Origin of the sequence: Pseudomonas cucumis (assembly GCF_030687935.1) — a bacterium.
Taxonomy (GTDB): domain Bacteria; phylum Pseudomonadota; class Gammaproteobacteria; order Pseudomonadales; family Pseudomonadaceae; genus Aquipseudomonas; species Aquipseudomonas cucumis.
Genome location: NZ_CP117454.1, coordinates 2,361,299 through 2,382,810 on the forward strand (window position 1 = coordinate 2,361,299; position 21,512 = coordinate 2,382,810).

Annotated in this window: 17 protein-coding genes and 1 pseudogene; 10 read left to right on the forward strand and 8 right to left on the reverse strand. The window is 57.9% G+C overall.

Annotation, left to right across the window (positions count from 1 at the left end):
- Positions 1 to 6 precede the first annotated feature (6 nt).
- Positions 7 to 2,097 carry a YjbH domain-containing protein gene (locus PSH97_RS10825; protein ID WP_305449159.1) on the forward strand — a complete coding sequence of 697 codons (2,091 nt, stop codon included), beginning with the start codon at positions 7 to 9 and terminating at the stop codon, positions 2,095 to 2,097.
- Positions 2,094 to 2,453 carry a VanZ family protein gene (locus PSH97_RS10830; protein ID WP_305449160.1) on the forward strand — a complete coding sequence of 120 codons (360 nt, stop codon included), beginning with the start codon at positions 2,094 to 2,096 and terminating at the stop codon, positions 2,451 to 2,453. Before PSH97_RS10825 ends, PSH97_RS10830 begins: the two co-directional genes overlap by 4 nt.
- Positions 2,454 to 2,842: 389 nt before the next feature.
- Here PSH97_RS10830 and PSH97_RS10835 read toward each other — a convergent pair whose 3' ends face one another.
- The 5 genes and pseudogenes from PSH97_RS10835 to PSH97_RS10855 form a co-directional block, all read right to left on the reverse strand.
- Positions 2,843 to 4,237 (reverse strand): undecaprenyl-phosphate glucose phosphotransferase, encoded by a 1,395-nt coding sequence (locus PSH97_RS10835; RefSeq protein ID WP_305449161.1) that lies wholly within the window; start codon positions 4,235 to 4,237, stop codon positions 2,843 to 2,845.
- Positions 4,238 to 4,726: 489 nt separating this feature from the next.
- Positions 4,727 to 5,395: a winged helix-turn-helix domain-containing protein gene (locus PSH97_RS10840; protein ID WP_305449162.1), complete on the reverse strand. Its 669-nt coding sequence runs from the start codon at positions 5,393 to 5,395 to the stop codon at positions 4,727 to 4,729.
- Positions 5,396 to 5,435: 40 nt separating this feature from the next.
- Entirely contained in the window at positions 5,436 to 6,191 is a 756-nt protein-coding gene (locus PSH97_RS10845) for an EAL domain-containing protein (protein ID WP_305449163.1), read from the reverse strand.
- Between the two features lie 12 nt (positions 6,192 to 6,203).
- Complete coding sequence (locus PSH97_RS10850) at positions 6,204 to 6,935, reverse strand: winged helix-turn-helix domain-containing protein (protein ID WP_305449164.1); 732 nt, start codon at positions 6,933 to 6,935, stop codon at positions 6,204 to 6,206.
- Between the two features lie 602 nt (positions 6,936 to 7,537).
- Positions 7,538 to 7,870: pseudogene (locus tag PSH97_RS10855) on the reverse strand (VOC family protein); the annotation flags it as partial.
- Between the two features lie 108 nt (positions 7,871 to 7,978).
- Between PSH97_RS10855 and PSH97_RS10860 the strand changes: the two are divergent.
- Positions 7,979 to 9,790 carry an ABC transporter ATP-binding protein gene (locus tag PSH97_RS10860; protein ID WP_305449165.1) on the forward strand — a complete coding sequence of 604 codons (1,812 nt, stop codon included), beginning with the start codon at positions 7,979 to 7,981 and terminating at the stop codon, positions 9,788 to 9,790.
- A 70-nt stretch (positions 9,791 to 9,860) separates the two neighbouring features.
- Here PSH97_RS10860 and PSH97_RS10865 read toward each other — a convergent pair whose 3' ends face one another.
- Positions 9,861 to 10,583, reverse strand: coding sequence for a pirin family protein (locus PSH97_RS10865; protein WP_305449166.1), 723 nt, complete (start codon positions 10,581 to 10,583; stop codon positions 9,861 to 9,863).
- 234 nt (positions 10,584 to 10,817) lie between these two features.
- Here PSH97_RS10865 and PSH97_RS10870 point away from each other — a divergent pair, with 234 nt between their 5' ends.
- Together PSH97_RS10870 and PSH97_RS10875 are read left to right on the forward strand one after the other, a co-directional pair.
- The gene (locus PSH97_RS10870; protein WP_305449167.1) at positions 10,818 to 11,768 is read left to right on the forward strand and encodes a GlxA family transcriptional regulator; all 951 of its coding nucleotides are present in this window, start codon (positions 10,818 to 10,820) and stop codon (positions 11,766 to 11,768) included.
- A gap of 183 nt (positions 11,769 to 11,951) precedes the next feature.
- Positions 11,952 to 13,430 carry an ATP-binding protein gene (locus tag PSH97_RS10875; RefSeq protein ID WP_305449168.1) on the forward strand — a complete coding sequence of 493 codons (1,479 nt, stop codon included), beginning with the start codon at positions 11,952 to 11,954 and terminating at the stop codon, positions 13,428 to 13,430.
- Here PSH97_RS10875 and PSH97_RS10880 read toward each other — a convergent pair.
- Positions 13,395 to 16,187, reverse strand: a complete 2,793-nt coding sequence (locus PSH97_RS10880) for an ATP-binding protein (protein WP_305449169.1) — start codon at positions 16,185 to 16,187, stop codon at positions 13,395 to 13,397. The genes PSH97_RS10875 and PSH97_RS10880 overlap by 36 nt on opposite strands.
- 229 nt (positions 16,188 to 16,416) lie before the next feature.
- Here PSH97_RS10880 and PSH97_RS10885 point away from each other — a divergent pair, with 229 nt between their 5' ends.
- On the forward strand, positions 16,417 to 16,992 hold the full coding sequence (locus PSH97_RS10885; protein ID WP_305449170.1) for a flavodoxin family protein: 576 nt from the start codon (positions 16,417 to 16,419) through the stop codon (positions 16,990 to 16,992).
- A 33-nt stretch (positions 16,993 to 17,025) separates the two neighbouring features.
- Complete coding sequence (locus tag PSH97_RS10890; protein ID WP_007937066.1) at positions 17,026 to 17,850, forward strand: alpha/beta fold hydrolase; 825 nt, start codon at positions 17,026 to 17,028, stop codon at positions 17,848 to 17,850.
- Between the two features lie 33 nt (positions 17,851 to 17,883).
- Here PSH97_RS10890 and PSH97_RS10895 read toward each other — a convergent pair whose 3' ends face one another.
- Positions 17,884 to 18,348 (reverse strand): helix-turn-helix domain-containing protein, encoded by a 465-nt coding sequence (locus PSH97_RS10895; RefSeq protein ID WP_305449171.1) that lies wholly within the window; start codon positions 18,346 to 18,348, stop codon positions 17,884 to 17,886.
- 278 nt (positions 18,349 to 18,626) lie between these two features.
- Between PSH97_RS10895 and PSH97_RS10900 the strand changes: the two genes are divergently transcribed.
- The 3 genes from PSH97_RS10900 to PSH97_RS10910 all read left to right on the forward strand — a co-directional run bounded on the left by PSH97_RS10900 (position 18,627) and on the right by PSH97_RS10910 (position 21,452).
- Complete coding sequence (locus PSH97_RS10900) at positions 18,627 to 19,622, forward strand: MBL fold metallo-hydrolase (RefSeq protein ID WP_305449172.1); 996 nt, start codon at positions 18,627 to 18,629, stop codon at positions 19,620 to 19,622.
- A 46-nt stretch (positions 19,623 to 19,668) separates the two neighbouring features.
- Positions 19,669 to 20,592: a LysR family transcriptional regulator gene (locus PSH97_RS10905; RefSeq protein WP_305449173.1), complete on the forward strand. Its 924-nt coding sequence runs from the start codon at positions 19,669 to 19,671 to the stop codon at positions 20,590 to 20,592.
- Positions 20,593 to 21,083: 491 nt separating this feature from the next.
- A complete protein-coding gene (locus tag PSH97_RS10910; protein ID WP_305449174.1) occupies positions 21,084 to 21,452 on the forward strand; it encodes a DUF6124 family protein in 369 nt (122 codons plus the stop codon).
- Positions 21,453 to 21,512 lie beyond the last annotated feature (60 nt).

Below are 21,512 nucleotides of genomic sequence, written 5' to 3' on the forward strand. Positions count from 1 at the left end.
TGCCCGTTGACGTTACGTTTTGCTGCTGTATTGCTCCTGCCCAGCGCAATGGTTCACGGTGAACCACGCTATACCCAGAATGATTTTGGTGGCGTCGGTCTGTTACAAACGCCCACCGCGCGCATGGCCCCCGCGGGGGAGTTGAGCGCCACGGCCAGTCGTACCGATCCCTACACCCGCTATAGTTTTTCCCTGCAACCATTCGATTGGCTAGAAGGCTCGTTTCGTTACACCGCGATCACCAACCGCAGGTACGGCACCGAAGAGTTGAGCGGCGATCAGAGCTTCAAAGACAAGGCCATCGACATCAAGGCGCGGCTTTGGGAGGAAAGTCACTGGGCACCGCAGGTCGCCGTCGGTGCACGGGATATTGGCGGTACCGGGTTGTTTTCCAGCGAGTATTTCGTTGCCAACAAGCGTTATGGCGACCTGGATTTCAGCCTCGGTATTGCCTGGGGCTATCTGGGTAATCGAGGGGATTTCAGCAACCCGCTGGCGGTCTTCGGCAGCAAGTTCAACGACCGGCCAGAGAGCACGGCGGCTATCGCCAGGGCAGGGGACGTGAACACCAATGCGTATTTCAGAGGCCACCCTTCGTTGTTTGGCGGGGTTGCCTACCAAACGCCATGGGCACCGCTAAGCCTGAAGATCGAGTACGAGGGCAACGATTACAAGAATGAGCCACTGGACAACTCGATCAAGCAAGACCTGCCGATCAACATCGGCGTGGTCTACAAGCTCGCGGACAGTGTTGATCTGAGTGCAGGCTGGGAGCGTGGCAATACGGCGATGTTCGGCATCACCCTGCACACCAACTTTGTCAGCCGCAAGGCGCCGGTCAAGACGTACGACCCTCCCGCCGAGCCGTTGCCGGCGCAGGAGCCGTCGACCCCGACTGACCAGGTCAACTGGGCTGATGTCTCCAACCGGCTGCAGCAAAATGCCGGCTACAAGGTGAAACGCATCACCCAGCGCGGTTCGGAGTTGATGGTGTATGGCGAGCAGTCTCGCTATTTTTATCCGTCCAAAGCCGTCGGGCGAGCCAGCCGGATTCTCGATAACAGCGTCAATCAGGACATCGACTGGTTCACTCTGGTGAACCAGCGTTATGACATGTCCATCGAGGAAACCAGCGTGCCGCGCGAAACGTTCCGTGCGGTCGTGAACAACGACCAGCCGCTGAAGGATCTGCACCGTACGACCGAGGTCAATCCGGCGACTGCGCACCGGGAAACCACGCTCTACACCCAGGCGCTGGAACCGTTCAGCTACGGCTTCGGTCTGGGCTACAAACAGAACATCGGCGGCCCCGACGGACTGATCTATCAGTTCACCGCCGATGCCGATGCGGAGTACCGCTTCACCCGCAATACCTGGTGGAGCGGCTTGCTCAGTGTCAACCTGCTGAACAACTACGACAAGTTCACCTATGATGCGCCGAGCGGGCTGCCGCGAGTGCGCACTGATCTGCGCCAATACATGACCACCTCCGATGTGATGATGCCGACGTTCCAATTCAACCATGCGGCGCAGCTGGATCGGGATTGGTACGGGATGGTCTACGGCGGCTATCTGGAATCCATGTTCGCCGGCGTCGGCAGCGAAGTGCTGTATCGACCCACGGGGAAACGCTGGTCCGTGGGCGCAGACCTGAACTTCGTGCGTCAGCGGGACTATGATCAGGGCTTCGGCCTGCGTGACTACCAGACCGTGACGGGCCATGTCACCAGCTATACTGAACTGCCAAATGACATGCTTGCAGCGGTCAGCGTCGGGCGTTATCTGGCGCGGGACTGGGGCACCACCGTCGACTTGTCGCGGGTGTTCAAGAACGGCGTGAAGTTTGGCGCCTGGGTTACTCTGACCAGCGCGTCGAAGGAGGAGTATGGCGAGGGCAGCTTCGACAAAGGGATCTATGTTTCCATCCCGTTCGACGAGTTGATGAGTACCTCCACCATGCGTCGGGCCAACATCGTCTGGGCGCCACTGACACGCGATGGCGGTGCACGCCTGAGTCGCGCCTACTCGCTGCAGACCATGACCGACGGACGTGATAGCGACCTGTTCTACAACAACTTCGAGAAAATTACTGAATGATTACGTGGCTCAAAGGCTTGGTCGAGTTGCCGTTCTGGTTCCGGGGCCTGGTCTTTGCCTCGGTGACCTTGATTCTGCTGTTCGCGGGTTTGCGCTCTCAGCCGATCCCGGAGCTGTTCGTCGAAGAGGACAAACTCCATCATTGGATCGGCTTTCTGGTATTTGCGTGCAGCTGCCGCCTGGCCTTTCCCAATGTGAAATTTCGCTGGATCGCCGTGGGGTGTTTGGTCATTGGCGTACTCATCGAGGCCGTGCAAGGTTTGATGCCGCTGCGCACGGCTTCGCCCTACGACATGTTGGCAAATAGTATTGGCGTGTTGATGGGGTTATTGATTTCAAGGTACTGGGTGCGCTGAAAAGGCACGAAATACCAATCAGCCTGCCGGCATGTTGCAGCCGCAGATCCTCTCTCTATCCCCCTCCAGCAACACCTCTCTTGCCAATGGCGCGAGTACGGTCGACTTGCTCGACCTGCTCGACGCATTGAGCATCCATCCCCACTCATGTCAGTCAGCCAAGTCGCAAATCTGTAGCAGCTGCCGAAGGCTGCTACAAGGAGTGCGTCACGGCTGAAATTGCGTACTGACTGGCATTGCTCCGTCCGACCGTTCAATTGGGATCAACGTGGGATGGGATATGAGGCGGTGGGGGCGGGATGATTGGGGCAGTCAGAAACCTGACTACCCCAGGCTACAACCTTGTCAGCAATACGCTGAAGAATAGAAGGGGGTGAACATCGCAGCGGTTAATAAATGTCCTTGGAAAAGAGCGTGAAGGGGGTCTTGATCAGGATCTTGATGTCGAGCCACAACGACCAGTTGTTGATGTAGTTGAGGTCAATCTCCACCCGCTTTTGCATCTTGTCGAGGGTCTCGGTTTCGCCACGGCAGCCGCTGATCTGGGCCAGCCCGGTGATGCCCGGTTTGATTCGATGGCGGGCCATGTAAGCCTGAATCTTTCCGGTGTAGTAGTCGTTATGGGCGATCGCATGGGGCCGCGGCCCGACCAGCGCCATATGGCCTTGCAGCACGTTGAAGAACTGCGGCAACTCATCAATGGAGGTGCGTCGTATGAAACGGCCGACCGGAGTAATGCGCGGGTCTTCACGACCGGCTTGGCGTACCTGATGGTCGTCGTGCAGGCGCATGGAGCGGAACTTCCAGACCTTGATGATCTTGCCGTTCCAGCCATGGCGCTCCTGTTTGAAGATAATCGGGCCTGGGGAGGAGATCTTCACCGCGACGGCGATTATCAGAAGCAGCGGACTGAAGCCGATCAGCGCCAGGGCGGCGAGGCTTCTGTCCAGCATTGTTTTGCTCAGCGCCGCTGTCGGGTAACTGGTCAGCGGGCTTTCATTGAGGTGGATGGCGGGCAGGCCATCCAGTTCGCTGACGGAATGATTGAGCAACGTCATGCTGCCCAGGTCGGGAACCCAGACCACATCGACATTCGAGTCGAGAAGGTCGATGTACAGCGCTTCGACCTGTTTGGCTTCGCTCAAGGGCAGTGCGATGTACAACCGCCGGACATCATGCACCCGGATCAGCTCGCGCAGTTCCTGCAACTGACCCACGATTCTGTGGGCATTGACGTTGGTAGACAGTTCGTTGGGTTTTGAGCTGATCAGGCCGACCAGCGGCGGATATTCAGTTTTGGCCAGTTTGTCTGCCAGATTCACCGCCAGTTGGTCGGTGCCGATAATCAGGGTGTTGTTTTGGCTATGCAATTGCCGATGGTAATGCCTGGAAAAACTGTGCAAAGGCAGGTACAGCAAGGCCTGTACGCAATAACCGGCCACAGCCCAGACCAGGATGATCTCCCGGGAGAACAACTCGCTGGTTTTGCTGATAAAGCCGATGCTGGTCAGTCCGGTCAGCGTCAGCAGCCACCCCAGCAGCAGTCGACCCAGGCCGGTGAGGTAACCATGCTGCTTGTGATAAACCAGCAGCAGGGAGTAGGAGGGGACGGAACCCAAGAGAGTAAGCACCGCCAACACACGATAATGAGCTTCTATTTCTCCTGTCTGATAGAGCGCCAGAGCAAATAACAGCGTGTTGACCGAAGTGATGGCAATTATCCATTGCCCCCAGAAGGTCAGTCCTTTGGATATGCTGTTTCGATTAATACGATTATGTACCATCGCGGTGTCCCTCGGGCCTGCGCCACATTGTGTATCAGTCGACGGTTAATAAATGGCAGCCACGCACAAAGGCTGAGCGAACGAGGTTCAGTCAGAAGTTATTTTTATTATTAGAAGGGAATAACGCGGGCTTATGGCTGGCCATCCTGGCTTTGTTTTCAAGTCAGCTGATACGGTTGTCTCAGTGTCAGGTTTTTATACTAGTACCTAAATCTTTGTGTGTGTCTGACGAATTATAACGGCCACTCTTTCAGAGGCTTTGTTATAAAAAGTCGTGCTGTTTAATTAGGAGGATATCGCTCAATCGTCTATATAATTGCAGCATTCGATAAACGTTTGTCGGTCGGCGAGGGATGAAACGAAGCCGGAGCCATCGGGGGGGTATGGCATATGTGAGGATGTGCAAATGCCAAGAGGCAAGTCACGGGTATGGGGATATCAGGTGGGGCGGGGAATCGCGTTTATTGTTATTATTTTTGCGATCTCTCGCTAGTAAGCGACTCTTATCCTTTGTGCCAAACAGTAACCGCGGTTTCTGACCGAGCGGATCAGTCGTTCGCCATTAGCAGCAGTCTTGAACTTTTTCTGCAGCCGGCTCAGGCACATTTCAAGTCCGCTATATTGGTCCGGGTCTTTATCAATGCGTAGAATAAGATCATTTTTGCTGAGTACCCGTCGATCGCTGAGGACCAGTTGGGTAAGCATTAACGATTCGGTACCGGTCAATGAAATAGTGATATCTTCTTTGACCAATGTTCGATCGTCAGCATTAAACCACCAGATATCAGGATTGCCCTGAGACTCTTTAACCCGACTGACTGCCGAGATGAACTCTTCGTCGGCCACTGGTTTCTTGAGAAAGCCATCCACACCGAAGTGCGAAAAGTGATGGAGTTCCGAAGGTTCAGAGTTTGGGGTTATGAGGATGATTTCCGCATCTTTTTGATTTTTACGGATGAAACTGACATCGCTCAGCGATATGTCCGCCTGGTCGAGCAGGATGTGCGTGAATCGACTCTTTCGGATGCGTTCGCTGCTGAGTTTACCTGACTCGATTTCAAAGGATAAATACAGGCGTTGCACGAGAAGCGACTCGATTGCTTGTCGTGCCAGTTGGTCGCGGGTGAAAATCAGAAAGCTGTTATTCGGAGTATTCACAATAAGGTTCCTTCCTAGTCTGGTGAAGTTTTTTCAAAACTTAAATAAGCTCGGTCGGCGAGTAGTACCTCCCCTGAAAAAAGTCGAAGGGCATGCTGCGAGCCAGTGTGTGTAGTGCTTTGTGCTCCACCCGATCCGCCACGAATTTGATCTTGCTGTCATGGATCATGCCGCTCAGGCAGTCATAAGACCTGTTGAAAAAGTCCTGGCTGTTTTCGACCATGATGTCGAAGTTGGATTTGGTCAGGTCCACTTTTATGTAATCGAACAGCGCCAGGCTGATCAGTTTTTCGGTGCTGTCGTCGCTTAAATCATAGCCATCGAAAGCGATCTCGATCCCATTGTCTTTTAGTAGGTGGATGTGATTGATAATGGTTCTTTTTTCTTTCAGGTTGAACGACAGGAGCGAATTGCTGTTAATACTGGGGATTAGCTGTTGCTCATGCTTTTTGAGTATCGCTTGAGCATCGTTCATTTCCTTGATAAGCGCTTTATCCAATAAAGCATATTGATTCATGGTCACGAACAGCTTGTTTGGCGCCGGGGCGGAATGGGAAGGCATGGCCTCAATCTGTGAGAGGGCATTCAATTGGATCCGAGTCAGGACTTCGTAATAAGTCGCCAGTGGATGATCGGAATGCAGCTGCTGATACCCCTTGTTCAGAGGTGCCTCCTGTTTGGTTGCCTTGGCGTAAATTTCGCTGCCGAACAGTTCATCGTTTCGTTTCAGAATCGATTGCCTGAAGAATACCAATGCGAAGTTTTCGTGCACTATAGGTTGCCTGCCGGGCTCCATTATTTAATCCCTTTAAGAGTGAAAGTTTGCCTGATTGACTGATACGACCCCTCGAAGCAGTCGATAGCCATAACCGCGAACACTGTGAATGATGTTAATGCCAAAGTGTTTTTTGATTTTATTTCGAAGCCGGCTTATGGATTTCTCCAAGACGCGTGAGTCGTAGAGTTTTATATTCAAACCCATGGATTCGGCCATGCAGTCATGGTGCAGGATGTTACCTTCTGCGTTAATAAGCGCATCCAGGGCTTTCATTTCCTGATAGGCCAGATCCAGTTTGTATTCATCGTTGTATAAATGCAGGCATGTTTGGTCCAGGGTCAATTTGACGCTGGGCTGCCATTCAGGAGTTTCGAACAACTCTGAGAGTAACCTGGCTTTTTCATCCTGATCGTTTGGTACATTGATGCAGTGATCGGCTCCGGCCAAGTAACATTCAACCTTGGTTTGCGGAGAGCGATAGTTGATTGCAACGATAATGGCCAGTTCTGTCGGATTCGTACGTAACTTCTTGATCAGCGCCAGGCAGTCATTAAGGATAGAGGGGCTTTCAACATCGATCAGTACGGTATCGAGTGTTTGCGTTTCGATATCCAGGCTTGGCGGGTTTGGATAATCTAATGTATAAACATGTGTGAGATTAGGTACAAATAATTGTCGAAGTTTCTCTGTCGAGCGCCAAGTGCGCCCAATAGCGAGAATACCCCTCTGGCTATTTTCGATTTTGCTCTCAGTGCTCATCATGTAAATTACTCATATGTGCTGGCGTTGCAATCTTAATACACAAAATACTGACGTTATCTGACTTTTTATAACATTTCTCGTCGTGAATACACGTCACTCCATGCTCAGTAGTTTTAGCTGATTCAATGACATAGGCAAATGCCGAGGCTTAAGCCCATTTGTTTTGTGATATCGGGCTTAGTTGGTACGCCCCTTTCAGTCGGACTAGGCTCTTTAGGTTGACTTTTCTATGAGCAACACAGATCCGATGGCTAATTGCCCATCTGGCTGCAGAACGAAGCACAACTGAGGAGTCTTGCGTATGAACTGTGCGGATGTCCGCATTTTTGAAAATTGGATTTGATTTATAAGGATATTCCACGGTGTTCTAGGGTGATGTAGGTGCACGTTGGGGAGGCGATCAGTACCGCGACCGCCTCTTTTTAGGGCGAATGAGAGGGAGGACTATGTTAATTGAGTCGTTTGGCATTATATTCGTAATATTTATGTCAAGGGGGGAATTTGTGAACGTGTAGTTATTCTGTTTAGCTATTGAAAAAAAATTCCAAAAGTTGATATTAAAGCGCCAGTAAATTCGATGTACTAACCGGGGAGGATCCCGGTTACTGATCCTTTTCGCAATTAACCATCCGCGCCACACCAAATCGATCGACCAGCATCCCTAAACGTGCCGCCCAGAACGTCGCCACCAGCGGCATTTGAATACCGCCGCCTTCCGGCAATGCAGCAAACACCCGCTCTGCCTCCTCCACACTGTCGACATTCAACGAAACCGAACAACCGCTCATGCCAGTGGTGGGGCGATCAGGTGTGGTGTCCGACCCCATGATTGCCTGGTCCCCGACCAGCAGACGCGTGTGAATGATCAGGTTATGGCAGCCCGTTGGAACATGGTCGCGAGCCGGAGTTTCGTAGGTCATCATGACTTCTATCTTTTGGCCTGGCCGGCCTTATCGCGTCCTGTCCCCGTAGAGTGGATGGCTCATTCCACGTACTGTAGAACCTGCCGCTCCTCTGACATCTGCCACCGAGTCCACCGTCCTATGCCCGTCCTGACCCGCTTCGCCTCTTTGCTCGACCAGGCGAGACGTGCCTTGTTGCTGGTCTGGGGAACATCCCGTGGGCTGTTTCTGGGGCTGGTACTGGCGACCCTCATCGCCGGTGTGCTGCCGGCGCTGGCGGCCTGGCTGGGGCAGCGGATTGTCGACGCCGTTGTCACCGCCATGCAGTTGCACGCCCAGCAGGGCAGTGCGCCGTTATGGCCGGTTGTGCGGTATGTGCTGTTTGAGGCAGGCGTGCTTGCGTTGCTATCCGGAACACAGCGTGCATTGTCGGTTCAGCAATCGCTGTTGCGGGTGCAGTTGGGGCAGAAGGTCAACACGATGATTTTGGAGAAAGCCCAGACGTTATCGTTGGTGCAGTTCGAGAATTCCGAGTTCTACGACAAGCTGGTACGGGTGCGGCGCGAGGCATCGACCCGGCCGCTGGCGCTGGTGATGAAGTCGCTGGGGCTGATCCAGAACCTGATCGTGTTGATCAGCTTTGGTGTGTTGCTGGTGCATTTTTCGCCGTGGGCACTGGTGTTGCTGGTGGTTGGGGCGTTACCGGTGTTCTTTGCCGAAGCGCACTTCTCCGGGGATGCCTTTCGCCTGTTCACGCGCCGGGCGCCGGAGAGTCGGCAGCAGAATTACATCGAGACGCTGCTCTCCCATGAGGGCTACATCAAAGAGGTGAAGCTGTTCGGCTTCGCGCCGCTGCTGTTGAAGCGTTATCGGGACACGTTTGCGCGTCTGTACGCCGAAGACCGGCGCCTGACGCTGCGTCGCGATGGCTGGGGTTTTGTGCTGGGATTGCTGGGTACCGCTGCGTTCTATGTGGCCTATGCCTGGGTCGTGGTCGATACCGTTCACGGCCATATCACCCTCGGCCAAATGACCATGTACCTGGTGCTGTTCAAGCAGGGGCAGGCCGCTGTGAGCAGCAGTTTGAGCGCAATCAGCGGCCTTTACGAGGATGGTCTTTACCTGTCGAGCCTCTACGAGTATTTGGCCGAGCCCGTTATTGCCGATAACGGAAGCCTTACCATGGGTGCGGTGCCCGGCGATGGTTTACGTTTCGAGAATGTCGGTTTCCGTTATCCGGGGGCGAGCCGCGACGCTTTGCTTGGCATCGATCTGCACCTGATGCCCGGGCACAGCGTTGCGCTGGTGGGGGAAAACGGTTCGGGCAAAACCACGCTGATCAAGTTGCTGACTCGGCTGTATCGTCCCGATCAGGGCCGTATTTTGCTGGACGGCAGCGATTTGCAGTCTTGGGACGAAGAGGTGCTGAGACGGCGCATCGGCGTGATTTTTCAGGACTACATTCGCTACCAATTATCGGTGGGCGAGAACATCGGCGTGGGCGATACCCTGGCGTTCCGCGATGAAGCGCGTTGGCAGCTAGCGGCCGCCGAGGGCATGGCCGCGCCCTTTATAGAGCGTCTGGATCGCGGTTACGCCACGCAATTGGGCCGGTGGTTTGCCGGTGGGCAGGAGCTGTCCGGTGGGCAATGGCAAAAGATCGCCTTGTCTCGCGCCTACATGCGCCGCGACGCCGATATTTTGATTCTGGATGAGCCCACCTCGGCCCTGGACCCGGCGGCGGAAGCGGCGGTGTTCGAGCATTTCAGTCAACACACCGAAGGCCGCATGACGTTGCTGATTTCTCACCGGTTCTCCAGCGTGCGCAATGCCGACCACATCATCGTGCTGGATCAGGGGTCGATCCTTGAGCGAGGCGATCACGACAGCCTGGTCGCGGCGGGCGGGCGTTATGCGCAGTTGTTCAACGTGCAGGCTCGTGGTTATCGGTAGTTTGAGGCTTCATGAGTCTGTTCCGGGAATGTGGCGAGGGGGCTGCCCCCTCGCCACAAGGTATGGGGTTTCAAGGCATTTCCGGCAACTCTTGCGGCCGCAAATCAAACACCAGCACCTCGGCATCCACGCCGTTGCTCAAGGTCAGAACCTGTTCTTCGCGAACCCGCACACCATCGCCTTCCTGTAACTGTATGCCATTGAGTTCAACACTGCCGCGCGCCACATGCACGTAGGCGTAGCGATCGGGGGCCAGTTCCAGCGTGGCGCTTTCCTTGCCGTCGATCAGGCCGGCGTACACCCGCGCATCCTGTCGAACTTTCAGCGAACCGTTGGCCCCGTCAGGGGAGATGATCAGTTGCAAGCGTCCGCGTTTTTTCTGCGGGCTGAAGTGCTCTTGCTGGTAGCGCGGTTTGGCGCCGCTGACGTCCGGCACGATCCAGATTTGCAGGAAGTGCACCGGGCGTGTTGTGGAGTGATTGTATTCACTGTGTGCAACGCCGCTGCCGGCGCTCATCAACTGCACGTCACCGGGGCGGATCACCGAGCCGGTGCCCAAGGTGTCCTTGTGTTCCAGCGCACCTTCGAGCACATAGGAAAAAATCTCCATGTCGCGGTGCGGGTGCTGGCCAAAGCCTTTGCCGGCCGCCACGCGGTCGTCGTTGATCACCAGCAGGTCGGAAAAACCCTGCTCCCGCGGGTTGCGGTAATTGGCGAAGGAGAAGGTATGGAACGACTTCAACCAACCGTGATTGGCCGCGCCGCGATCCGAAGCTTTACGAAGGGTCAGCATGATGAATCTCCTGTCAGGACGTGAATTCGTCCGAGTGAGGAGAAGGTTAATGTTTACCGGCTAGTGCAATAAGTATATGAAAATTGAAATACTGTCTCTTTAGGGTTGACAGTGGTGGGGTGGGGTTCATGTATTCTTATTGTTACAGTTGGCCATAATGCCGGGCTCGCTCCCACAAGGATTTGGTGTTCGGCCAATGGTATTAAACAGTTCTCCTTTAGTGACTTTGAATCCATGAAAACAGTGGCAATGGTGTTGTTCCCCGACTTTCTTCTGCTCGACATGGCCGGTCCCATGGAGGTGTTTTCCATCGCCAATCGTTATCTGGCACCAAGCGACCGTTACGAGCTGGCGACCATCGGCACCGAGCATGGCGCGTTGCGGGCCTCCAACGGCGTCAGCGTCCAGGCCGATCTGCACATCGATCAGGCGAACGAGCACTACGATTTGTTGCTGGTGCCGGGCGGGCCGGGGGCCTACAACGAAAGGCATCCGCCGCTGCTCGGCTGGCTCAAGGGCGCCGTCACCCGGGCAAACCGGTATGGTTCGATCTGCACCGGTGCGTTCGTGCTCGGGCATGCCGGGTTGCTGGACGGCTATCGCGTGACCACTCACTGGCATTACACCGAACGGCTGATCAAAGGCTTTCCCAAAGCCACCGTGGAGACCGATCAGATTTTCGTACAGGATCGAGACCTCATCACCTCCGGCGGTGTCACCGCAGGCATTGACCTGGCGCTGGCGGTGGTTGCCCAGGACCACGGCAAGAAAGTCGCCCAGGACGTCGCCAAAGTGCTGCTGGTGGTGATGAAGCGCCAGGGCGGGCAGGCGCAGTTCAGTCCGTTGATGGCGGCGGTGGCCCCCCAGGAAACGCCGATCACCCGGGTGCAGAACCATGTGCTCGAACGCCTCGATGAGGCGTTCAGTATCGAGCGCATGGCCAGTCTGGTGAACATGAGTGCACGGCACTTCGCCAGGGTCTTCGCCCGGGAGGTGAACATGACGCCGATGGAGTTTTTGCAAAGCGCGCGCATCGACCGCGCCCGGAACCTGCTGGAAACCAGCGACCTGCCGCTCAAGACCGTGGCTTATAAAAGTGGCTTTGGCAGCGTGCGGCACATGCGTTTTCTGTTCAGTGAAAAGCTCGGCCTGACCCCCACCCAGTACCGCGAACAGTTCAGCTAGCGCGATTGTCCGTCACGCGCACCGTGATGGCCGTGACGCTCCTCCCGTGGCCGTTGTACCGTCACCCATGCCTGCCAAGATACCTGTGAACTCTTTGCCATGGAGGTGCGGGAATCTGGATGGACGGGGGCGACGGTTTTTCAGTACCTTGAGCCGGGCCAGGTTTTCAGCGCGTGAACGTGCATGAACAGCCTCAGAGATATAAACAGCGATTCGGTGCTGCGGTTCGGGCCTTATGTGTTTCACCTGCGTCAGCGACTGATCCTGGACGGTGAACGGCCGTTGCGCATGGGTGGGCGGGCCCTGGAGATTTTGCAGGTACTGGTCGAGCACGCCGGTGCGGTGGTCAGCAAAGAGGCGCTGATTGCCCATGTCTGGCCGACCTCGGTGGTCGAGGAAATCAACCTGCGCGTGCACATCGCCGCTCTGCGTCGAGCGCTTGGCGATGGGCCGAACGGGCAACCGTACATCCTTAATATTCCCCAACGCGGTTATAGCTTCATCGCCCCGGTGCAGCGCGACCGGGCGGGCACGCCGGTGCTGGTCGAAACCGTGCACAAGCCTCTACACAACCTGCCTGCGCGGCTCACACCGGTGACCGGTCGCGACTCGATCGTCGGCAGTGTGGTCCGGCAGTTGCCGGTTCGGCGCTTCATGACCCTGGTCGGCCCCGCCGGCATCGGCAAGACCACCGTGGCATTACGCGTGGCCGAGCTGCTGTTGCAGCACTATCGGGACGGTGTCTGGCTGGTTGATCTGGCCTGCATTGATGCCCCGTCGCAACTTCTCGCTCATCTGTCGCGCACGTTGGAACTGGATGTCGGCACGGCGGCGCTGGCACAACGGCATGCCTTGGTGGTGCTCGACAACTGCGAACACCTGCTCGAGCGTTGTCGGGCAGTGGTGGACGATCTGCTGGCCTCGGCACCACGGCTCTCCATTCTCGCCACCAGTCGCGAACCGTTGCGAGCCGTCGGGGAAACAGTCCTGCGCTTACCGGCCCTGAAGGTACCGCCGCCTTCGGCGCTGTACAGCGTGGCCGAAGCCATGGGCTATTCGGCCGTGCAACTGTTGGTCAGTCGCGCCCGAGCCCGTCAGCAAGGGTTTGTCCTGCGCCAACAGGACCTCAAGGCAGCGCGCGAAATCTGTCGGCGACTCGACGGACTGCCCCTGGCCATTGAGCTGGCGGCGGCGCAGATCGATGCGCTGGCGCTGGTGGGAATGCAGGCGCAACTCGACAACTGTTTCCAGCTGTTGAGCCAAGGCCGACGGACCGCTGTGCCACGGCATCAGAATCTCAAGGCGGCGCTGGACTGGAGCTATGAACGGCTGAGTCCTTTGGAGCAAACCGTGCTGCAGCGGCTGGCGGTGTTCAACATGGCGTTCACCCTGGACGCGGCTATTGGCGTGATCAGTTGCGCGGTGCTGCGGCCCACCTGTCTGGTCGAAATCGTGGAACGGCTGGCGAGCAAATCGCTGTTGTCAGTGGAGCAGGGCAGCGGCGTGACCCGTTACCGCTTTCTCAACACCACGCGCACCTACGTCCTGGACAAACTCGAGCACAGCGGTCACTTGCGCACCTTTGAACTGCGTCATAGCCGCTACATCAGACGGGCTCGCTGGACCTCAAACGGGCATGTGTCGCTGCAACTCGTCGAGTAACCGGCGGACTTTCGTCAGGTCCGGTGTGGCAAAGCCTTCGGTGAAACGCTGGTAAATCGGCGCCAGCAACTCATGGGCCTGACGGAACAGCCCCTGACGTTGCCACAACTGGGCCAGTGACGTGGCGCTGCGCAATTCCCACGCCAGCGCTCCCTGGGTTTTTGCCACGGCTAAAGCCTTGAGCAGCACTGCCTCGGCGGCGCTGAAATCTTCTACCGCCAACGCGTCGGCCCGGGCCCGCAGAATCTCCGCCGTGCTCCAGCCCGCCGTGCCATTTTCGGCCCGTTCCAGCAACGCGTCATCGATGAAACGGCTGTCCAGCGTGACCATGATTTCCTTGATCAACCCGGTGTCCGCTCGCGGTGACGAGGGCGAATCGGCCCCCCCGATAACCTGCGCGTAATGTTTGGCCCAAGTGTAGAACAGCAGCACCGAGTGTTTCTTCGCCTGCTCAAGCAGCAAGGTCAGGAGCTCGCGGGCGACCGGCGTGTTGCCATTGTAGTGGGCGATCAGGCAACCGGACAGCGCCAGGGTGTAGCAGATGGACGTGCCATGATTGATTTGCATCGCGATGTCGAGCGCCTGTCGTGCGGTATGCCAGGCTTTTTCCGGGAGCCCTTGCAGCCAGAGAATGCGCGCCAGAATCGTCAGGGCCGCCACGCTCTGGTCGTATTGCACGCCAAAACCATGGGTGAAACGGTTGAGTTGGCCGCTCTGGGCCAGGCGTTGAATGACCTGTTCGGCATTCTCCCGCGCCAGTGCCTGATCCCCGGCAAAATGCAGGGCCAGGACCCGCAAGCGTTGGGTGCTGAGGGCCGTCACCGCGTCGTCGTGTGGCCTCAATCGCTCGAATTGTCGGCTCTGCTCCAGGGCCAGTTGGTAGTGGCCGCAACTAAGATCAACCGCCAAGTGCCCGGAAATCGCTTTGAGCTGACCGGCCATATCGTTGCAGTGTTCGGCCAGGTGTTTGGCGCTGACGAAGGCTTCGACGGCTTCGGTGCTATTGCCCTGGGTGTGGTAGCAGGAACTGCCGAGGGCAAGCTTGAGGTTCATGGTCAAACGCGGGCAGGGCTGGTGCGTCGCTTCGAGCAACGCCAGGGCTTTGCGCACGTACACCCCGTATTCCTTGAGCAGCGACAGCTCTTGCCAGAGCGGTGCCGAGGTCGCGGCGAGACGGATGACCAAGGCCTGCGGCCCTTGAGCGTTCAAGCCCCAATCCAGGACTGCACGAATGTCGTCCAGGCTGCGGGCGTAACGCTCGGTCCAGCGCTCGCTCTGGGTGTGTTCCCAATCACTCTGCGCCTGCTGCATCAAGGCCAGGCAGCATTCGGCGTGGCGCTCTCGGGTGTCCGCCAGCTCTTGGGCCTGGTCGAGTTTTTCCAGCGCATAGCCACGCGTGGTGTCGAGCAGACGGTAGAACACTTCTTCATCGCCGACTTCCACGTTCAGCAATGACTTGGCCACCAATTGGGTAATCGAGGCAAACACTACATCGGGCTCGATGTATTGGCCGACAATCACGGCAGCCGCCGATTCCAGGGTAAAAGCGCCCCGGAATATCCCCAGTCGGCGCAGGCACGTCTGCTCGCAGGCATTGAGCAGTTCGAAGCTCCAGTCCAGCGTGGCGCGCAGGGTCTGATGGCGGCCCATGGTGGTCGGGCAGCCTTGGGCGAGCAGGCGAAAGCTGTCTTGCAGTTGCGACAGCAAGCCGCTCAAACCCAGGTTGCCAACCTGCGCCGCCGCCAGTTCGATCGCCAGCGGTATGCCGTCCAGGCGCCGGCAGATTTCAATCGCCAGCGGCAGTTCGGCTTCGCTCAGTTCGAAGCTGTCGTGGCTGGCCATCGCCCGCTCGACAAACAATTGCAGCGCCGAAAACGTCAGGGCCTGAGTGCGGTCGAGCACGGCGATGGGAGGCGGGCAGTCCAGCGATTCCAGGCGTTGCACGCATTCGCCTTCGGCCCGCAGGCTCTCGCGGCTGGTGGCCAGAATGTGCACTTGGGGCGCCGCGCGCAGGATGTTTTCGCTGAGTAACGCAATGGCATCGATCAGGTGTTCGCAATTGTCGATGACCAGCAGCATCTGCCGTTCGCGCAGGAACGTGGCGAGACCGCTCATGGGCTCGGCATCGTGCAAGGACAAATCCAGCAGCGTTGCCAAGTGCGTGGTGATCATCACAGGGTCGTTGATCGGTGCCAGGTCCAGCAGGCGAATGCCGTCTCGGTAGTGGCCAATCAGTTGCTCGGCGACGCGCAGGGCCACGGTCGTCTTGCCGATCCCGCCGGGGCCCACGAGGGTGATGAAACGCTGTCGCGACAGTTGCGCCAACAGGCTGTCGACCAGCGCCTGGCGACCGATCATGCGGGTCCGACGGACTGGCAGGTTATGACTGCTCGATTCAGGGGGCGTGTTTTGGGGGCGCTGTTCGATGGGCTCCAGGGAAAACGGCGCGACAAAACTGTAGCCGCGCTGGGCAACGGTGACGATGTAACGCTGGCCTGTCTGACCGTCGCCGAGGGCTTTGCGCAGTGCCGCCATGTGCACCCGCAGATTGATGTCTTCCACCACGCTTTTGGGCCACACCCGGGCGATCAGTTGCTGCTTGCTCACCACCTGCCCGGCGTGTTCGAGCAGGATCAACAGAATGTCCATGGCTCGGCTGCCCAGGCGCAGGGGCTGGTCGGCCTCCATCACCAGGCGTTGTCCGGGGTAGATCCGGTAAGGGCCGAAATGGAGGGCCTGTTCGGGAGAAAGGGTCAACGGGTCACTCCTGCTTGCATCCGTCTATCACGCGGTATCCGGCATGTTCCTCAGGTTTTTTCGGCAGCGCAATGCGGTGTCGGGTGCACGGTAGAAAATTAACAACGTTTAACTCGTGCTGTGTCCGGTCTACGCTTAAAAATCCATTTCTTCAATTAGCCGAAGGTATCGGCCTTCAAGCAACAAAAAGCGTGCCGCAGAAAGGATGAACACTTCTGGAGGAGCCGGAATGAGCAACGTGGTGGTGGTCTATCACAGCGGCTACGGCCACACCCGGGTCATGGCCGAGGCCGTGGGCCAGGGTGTGGAGCGGCACCCGGGCAGTACCTGTCGACTGATTCCGGTCGAGGAAGTGGACGTTCACTGGGAACGCTTGCACCGTGCCGATGCAATCATCTTCGGCGCCCCCACTTACATGGGCAGCGCCTCGGCAGCCTTCAAGGGTTTCATGGAGGCCACCGCGTCGTTCTACCTGGCCCAACCCTGGCGCGACAAGCTCGCCGCCGGGTTCACCAACTCCGGCTGTCTGTGTGGCGACAAGCTCAACACCTTGCTGCAGATGTCGGTGTTCGCTGCGCAGCATTCGATGATCTGGGTCGGCCTCGACCTGCTGCCGGCGCGCAGCAGCATCGGCGTGTTCGACGGGCAGTTGAACCGGCTCGGCAGCTCGCTGGGGGCCATGGCCCAATCGAACGTCGAGCAATCCCCTGAATTTGCACCGCCCCTGGAAGACCGCCGCACTGCCGCACATTTGGGCGAGCGGGTGGCGCGCCTGGCCGAGCGAATGGCTCATACCTCTTATTAACCGTCGTAAACCCCATGCATCAGGAGAATCAAAATGAGCACCTTCACCACCCGAGACGGCACCGAGATTTACTACAAGGACTGGGGCACCGGTCAGCCGATCGTCTTCAGCCACGGTTGGCCGTTGAATGCCGACAGTTGGGAGTCGCAGATGATCTTCCTGGCCTCCAAGGGCTACCGGGTCATCGCCCATGACCGCCGTGGTCACGGTCGTTCGAGCCAGCCATGGTTCGGCAACGAAATGGATACCTACGCCGATGACCTGGCGCAGTTGATCGAGCATCTGGATCTGCAAAACGCCGTACTCTTTGGCTTCTCCACCGGCGGTGGCGAAGTGGCGCGCTACATCGGTCGCCATGGCACCGGCCGCGTGGCCAAGGCCGGACTGATTTCTTCGGTGCCGCCGTTGATGCTCAAGACCGAGGCCAATCCGGGCGGCCTGCCAATGGAAGTGTTCGACGGTATTCGTCAGGCGTCGTTGGTCGACCGTTCGCAACTGTACAAGGATCTGGCCAGCGGTCCGTTCTTCGGTTTCAACCGGCCGGGCGCCAAGCCGTCCCAGGGCATGATCGACTGGTTCTGGCTGCAGGGCATGGCTTCCGGCCACAAGAACGCGTACGACTGCATCAAGGCGTTCTCTGAAACCGACTTCACCGAAGACCTGAAGAAGTTCGACGTGCCGACCCTGGTGGTGCATGGCGACGACGACCAGGTGGTGCCGATCGAAGCCGCAGGCATCGCCTCGGCGAAGCTGGTCAAGGGCTCCACATTGAAAGTCTATCCGGGAGCCCCGCACGGCCTGACCGATACCCACAAGGATCAGCTCAACGAAGATCTGCTGGCGTTCATCAAGGGCTGATCAACATCAAAAGATCGCGGACTGCGCCGGCGCCTACAGGGTCATGTGAATGCCCGTAGGCGCTGGCGAAGGCCGCGATCTTTTGCTGTCGAGAGAGGGAAGAGTACGCATGGCACGGCAGCGCCAGGCAAACGGTGTAACGCCTTCGCTGCGGGTAAAGATATGCGAGAAATGTGCCTGGTCGCAGAAGCCGCATTCCAGGCTGATTTGCGTCAGGGTCAGGTCGGTATTCTGGATCAGCTGCTTGGCCCGGGCGATCCGTTGCTGACGAATCCAGTCCTGCGGCGAAAGGCCGGTGCTGCACTTGAACGCGCGGGAAAAATGACTGCGTGACAGGGCGCAGGCCCGTGCCAGCTCGGTCACTTCCAGGGTGTCGCCGAGGTGGTCGAGGATCAGTTGCTTGACCAGGGTTTCACGCCAGGGGCTAAGGCCGCCCGTGGTTTTTTTTTGCGTTTCAATGGCACACGCTTTGATTGCGTTTTGCTGAAAGTGAGCCATGGCCAATGTCCGTGTCGATGGGCGCGCGCGGGTGCACTGCGCGGTTAGCCAGCACGTTCCCTTGTCTAAAAAACAAGTCTGCGCAGAAGGCTCATTCTTGGTCGCGGGGGCTTTGGCTTGCGAGTTAAACGTTGTTAATTCCGCAGTCAGGCTGAAGGCTGAAAATGCGCCAACTGAGCACATCGCTGCAATTCGAGCCAATGCACGGTCATGCAAGATTGACGACGTGTGGCGGCCTGGGCAGGGCCGCATTTTCTGACTCGATCAAGGGAGATCTCATGAAGCATTCGCGCGTTTGCATGCTGGGCGGACTCGGCTTGGCATTGGCGCTGATGTCCGGCACCAGCCTGGCCCAGGCACCGGCTCAGGAGAACACTCAGGTGCCCGGTTATTACCGGCTCGCGGTGGGTGACTACGAAGTGACGGCGTTGTTTGATGGCTACAACGACCTGTCGCCCAAACTGCTCGAGGGGCTGACCCAAGACCAGATCCGCGCGTTGCTGGTTCGCCGCTCGATTGAAACACCGGGGGTGCAAACCGCGTTCAACGCGTTTTTGGTGAACACCGGCAAACAATTGATTCTGGTGGACACCGGGGCGGGGCAGTGCATCGGTGCCACGGCGGGCCAGCTGTCGGCGAACATGAAAGCCGCCGGTTATCAGCCAGAACAGGTCGATACCATTCTGCTCACCCACTTGCATCTGGATCATGTATGCGGGTTGGTGGATGGGCAGCGCAAGCCCGTGTTCGCCAACGCAACGGTCTACGCGGCCAAGGCCGAAGCCGATTACTGGCTTGACCCGCAGGCCATGGCCAAGGCACCGGCCGGCGCCAGGGAGTTCTTCAAGATCGCCCAGGACTCCACCGCGCCGTATATCGCGGCGGGCCGCTTCAAGACCTTTGCTGCCGGGCACTCGCCAGTGCCGGGCGTTGTCGATACCGAGCTGGAGGCCGGGCACACACCGGGCAGTACCACGTATCGGTTCAACTCCCAGGGCCAGAGTATTTTGTTCATGGGCGATCTGGTGCATAACCTCGCGGTGCAGTTCGAGCATCCCGAGGTATCGATTCGTTTCGACGTCGACAGTCAGCAAGCGATCAAGAGCCGCGCCAAGGTGTTCAGCGATGCGGCGGTCAGCAAGATCTGGGTCACGGCGGCGCATTTGCCGTTTCCGGGTGTCGGCCATATCAGCGCAGTGGACAAGCATTTCCAGTGGGTACCCATCGAGTACGGGCCTTACAAACGAGCGGCGAAAGTGCCGATGATCGAGTAAAGTCCGACAGACTCGCGCCTGGCTGAACACCAAAGGAACCCTGCCCATGAACCGTAACGATCTGCGCCGCGTCGACATGAACCTGCTGGTGATTTTCGAAGCCTTGATGTTCGAAAAGAACCTGACCCGGGTCGCCGAAAAACTCTTCATGGGCCAACCGGCAGTGAGCGCTGCGCTGGGGCGGCTGCGTGATCTGTTCGACGATCCGTTGTTGCTGCGCAACGGTCGCGGGATGGAGCCGACGGCACGGGCACTGGCGATTCTCAAGGAGCTGCAACCGGCGATGGACACCATCTCCGGGGCGGTCAGCCGGGCCAAGGAATTCGACCCGGCCACCAGTTGCGACGTGTTCCGCATCGGGTTGTCGGACGATGCCGAGTTCGGTCTGTTTCCGCCGTTGCTGCGCCAGTTGCAGGAAGAGGCGCCGGGGATCGTGGTCGTGGTGCGCCGCGCCAACTATCTGCTGATGCCGGCATTGCTGGCGTCGGGAGAAATCTCGGTGGGGGTGAGCTACACCACTGACCTGCCGGCCAATGCCAAACGCAAAAAGCTGCGCGACATCCCCTGCAAAGTCCTGCGCGGCGATGACCGCCCGGGGCCGCTGACGCTGGACGAATACTGCGCCCGTCCGCATGCGATGGTGTCGTTCTCCGGCGACCTGAGCGGCAACATCGACCTCGACCTGGCCAAGGTCGGTCGCACCCGCCGCGTGGTACTGGGTGTGCCGCAGTTCAGTGGGTTGCGCGCGTTGCTCGCCGGCACGGAAATGATCGCTACTGTCCCGGATTACGCCGCATGTGCGTTGGTTGAAGGCTGCGCGTTGCGCGCCGAAGATCCGCCGTTTCCTATCGACGCCGCGCAGTTGTCGATGGCCTGGAGCGGGGTGCATGACAACGATCCTGCCGAGAAATGGCTGCGGTCACGGATCAGTCAATTCATGTCGGTGTCGCTGGATATTCCAGGGCTGTAAATACAGCTCTTCAAAACCCCTCAAACCCTGTGGGCGCGGGCTTGCCCGCGATGAGGCCGGCACATCCTGCATTGATATCGACTGGCAGACCGCTATCGCGGGCAAGCCCGCTCCCACAGGGAATGTGTGTTGATTCGAGGGCTGTGTTTAATAGTGTTTAACGTTACTTCCTGAAAGCTACAGATCCTTGCGCCGTTGCCTACGACTGCGCCAGAATCCGCCGGCTTGTGCGCTTTGGACCTGGTCTTTATCGTTTCCGCATCGCTGCCAATCAGCGATCGGGTTTAGCGACTCGGACTATTCAAAGTGCATCAATGCTCCAGACTTTATTGCCGACTTTTGACGTCTGCAATTACGTTATGGTGGCTGTATGCGGGAGACCCTCGGGTCTACCGGGTGCCTTTGACCGGTTCGCTAACCTGCATACAGTCGCCACCCTTACTTGTTTAGCGACAGGTTCTGGTGGTGCTATTTTCCAAAGGAGATTCACCATGTTCAAAGCCACACCCAACCCGCCAGAAACCGACGACGTTTCCCCCTACGATCCCCTCGATCCCAAAAAACTCAACGAAGCCGCCGAACGCGCCCTCGATCACTACCTCAAACCGTCCGACCCCAAGCCCCCGCGCAAACCGAGCACGATTTACACCGTCGCCCCGGGCATCGACATCGAAGAGCTACTGGCCAATGCCAGCGAGTCCTTTGCCTCGGCCAAGGTGATCGCCAGTGACTGCGCCGGGTTTCTGGAGGGGCCGCAGCGCAATACGATACTGGGCGTCGCGCAGCTCATCATGCTGGGTGAACTGGCGGTGAGTCGGGCGCTGGATAGTCTGGAGCTGAAGGCAGCCCCGGCCGTCTGAGCGGATTCAATACGAAACGGCCTTCGGGCCGTTTTTTTGTGCCTGAGCAGTAGTGAGCAC

Excerpts from the sequence above, each read along its gene's own strand:
- PSH97_RS10830 (WP_305449160.1), top strand. The coding sequence starts at position 2,094 with ATGATTACGTGGCTCAAAGGCTTGGTCGAGTTGCCGTTCTGGTTCCGG.
- PSH97_RS10835 (WP_305449161.1), bottom strand. The coding sequence starts at position 4,237 with ATGGTACATAATCGTATTAATCGAAACAGCATATCCAAAGGACTGACC.
- PSH97_RS10845 (WP_305449163.1), bottom strand. The coding sequence starts at position 6,191 with ATGGAGCCCGGCAGGCAACCTATAGTGCACGAAAACTTCGCATTGGTA.
- PSH97_RS10850 (WP_305449164.1), bottom strand. The coding sequence starts at position 6,935 with ATGATGAGCACTGAGAGCAAAATCGAAAATAGCCAGAGGGGTATTCTC.
- PSH97_RS10860 (WP_305449165.1), top strand. The coding sequence starts at position 7,979 with ATGCCCGTCCTGACCCGCTTCGCCTCTTTGCTCGACCAGGCGAGACGT.
- PSH97_RS10865 (WP_305449166.1), bottom strand. The coding sequence starts at position 10,583 with ATGCTGACCCTTCGTAAAGCTTCGGATCGCGGCGCGGCCAATCACGGT.
- PSH97_RS10870 (WP_305449167.1), top strand. The coding sequence starts at position 10,818 with ATGAAAACAGTGGCAATGGTGTTGTTCCCCGACTTTCTTCTGCTCGAC.
- PSH97_RS10875 (WP_305449168.1), top strand. The coding sequence starts at position 11,952 with ATGAACAGCCTCAGAGATATAAACAGCGATTCGGTGCTGCGGTTCGGG.
- PSH97_RS10885 (WP_305449170.1), top strand. The coding sequence starts at position 16,417 with ATGAGCAACGTGGTGGTGGTCTATCACAGCGGCTACGGCCACACCCGG.
- PSH97_RS10890 (WP_007937066.1), top strand. The coding sequence starts at position 17,026 with ATGAGCACCTTCACCACCCGAGACGGCACCGAGATTTACTACAAGGAC.
- PSH97_RS10895 (WP_305449171.1), bottom strand. The coding sequence starts at position 18,348 with ATGGCTCACTTTCAGCAAAACGCAATCAAAGCGTGTGCCATTGAAACG.
- PSH97_RS10900 (WP_305449172.1), top strand. The coding sequence starts at position 18,627 with ATGAAGCATTCGCGCGTTTGCATGCTGGGCGGACTCGGCTTGGCATTG.
- PSH97_RS10905 (WP_305449173.1), top strand. The coding sequence starts at position 19,669 with ATGAACCGTAACGATCTGCGCCGCGTCGACATGAACCTGCTGGTGATT.
- PSH97_RS10910 (WP_305449174.1), top strand. The coding sequence starts at position 21,084 with ATGTTCAAAGCCACACCCAACCCGCCAGAAACCGACGACGTTTCCCCC.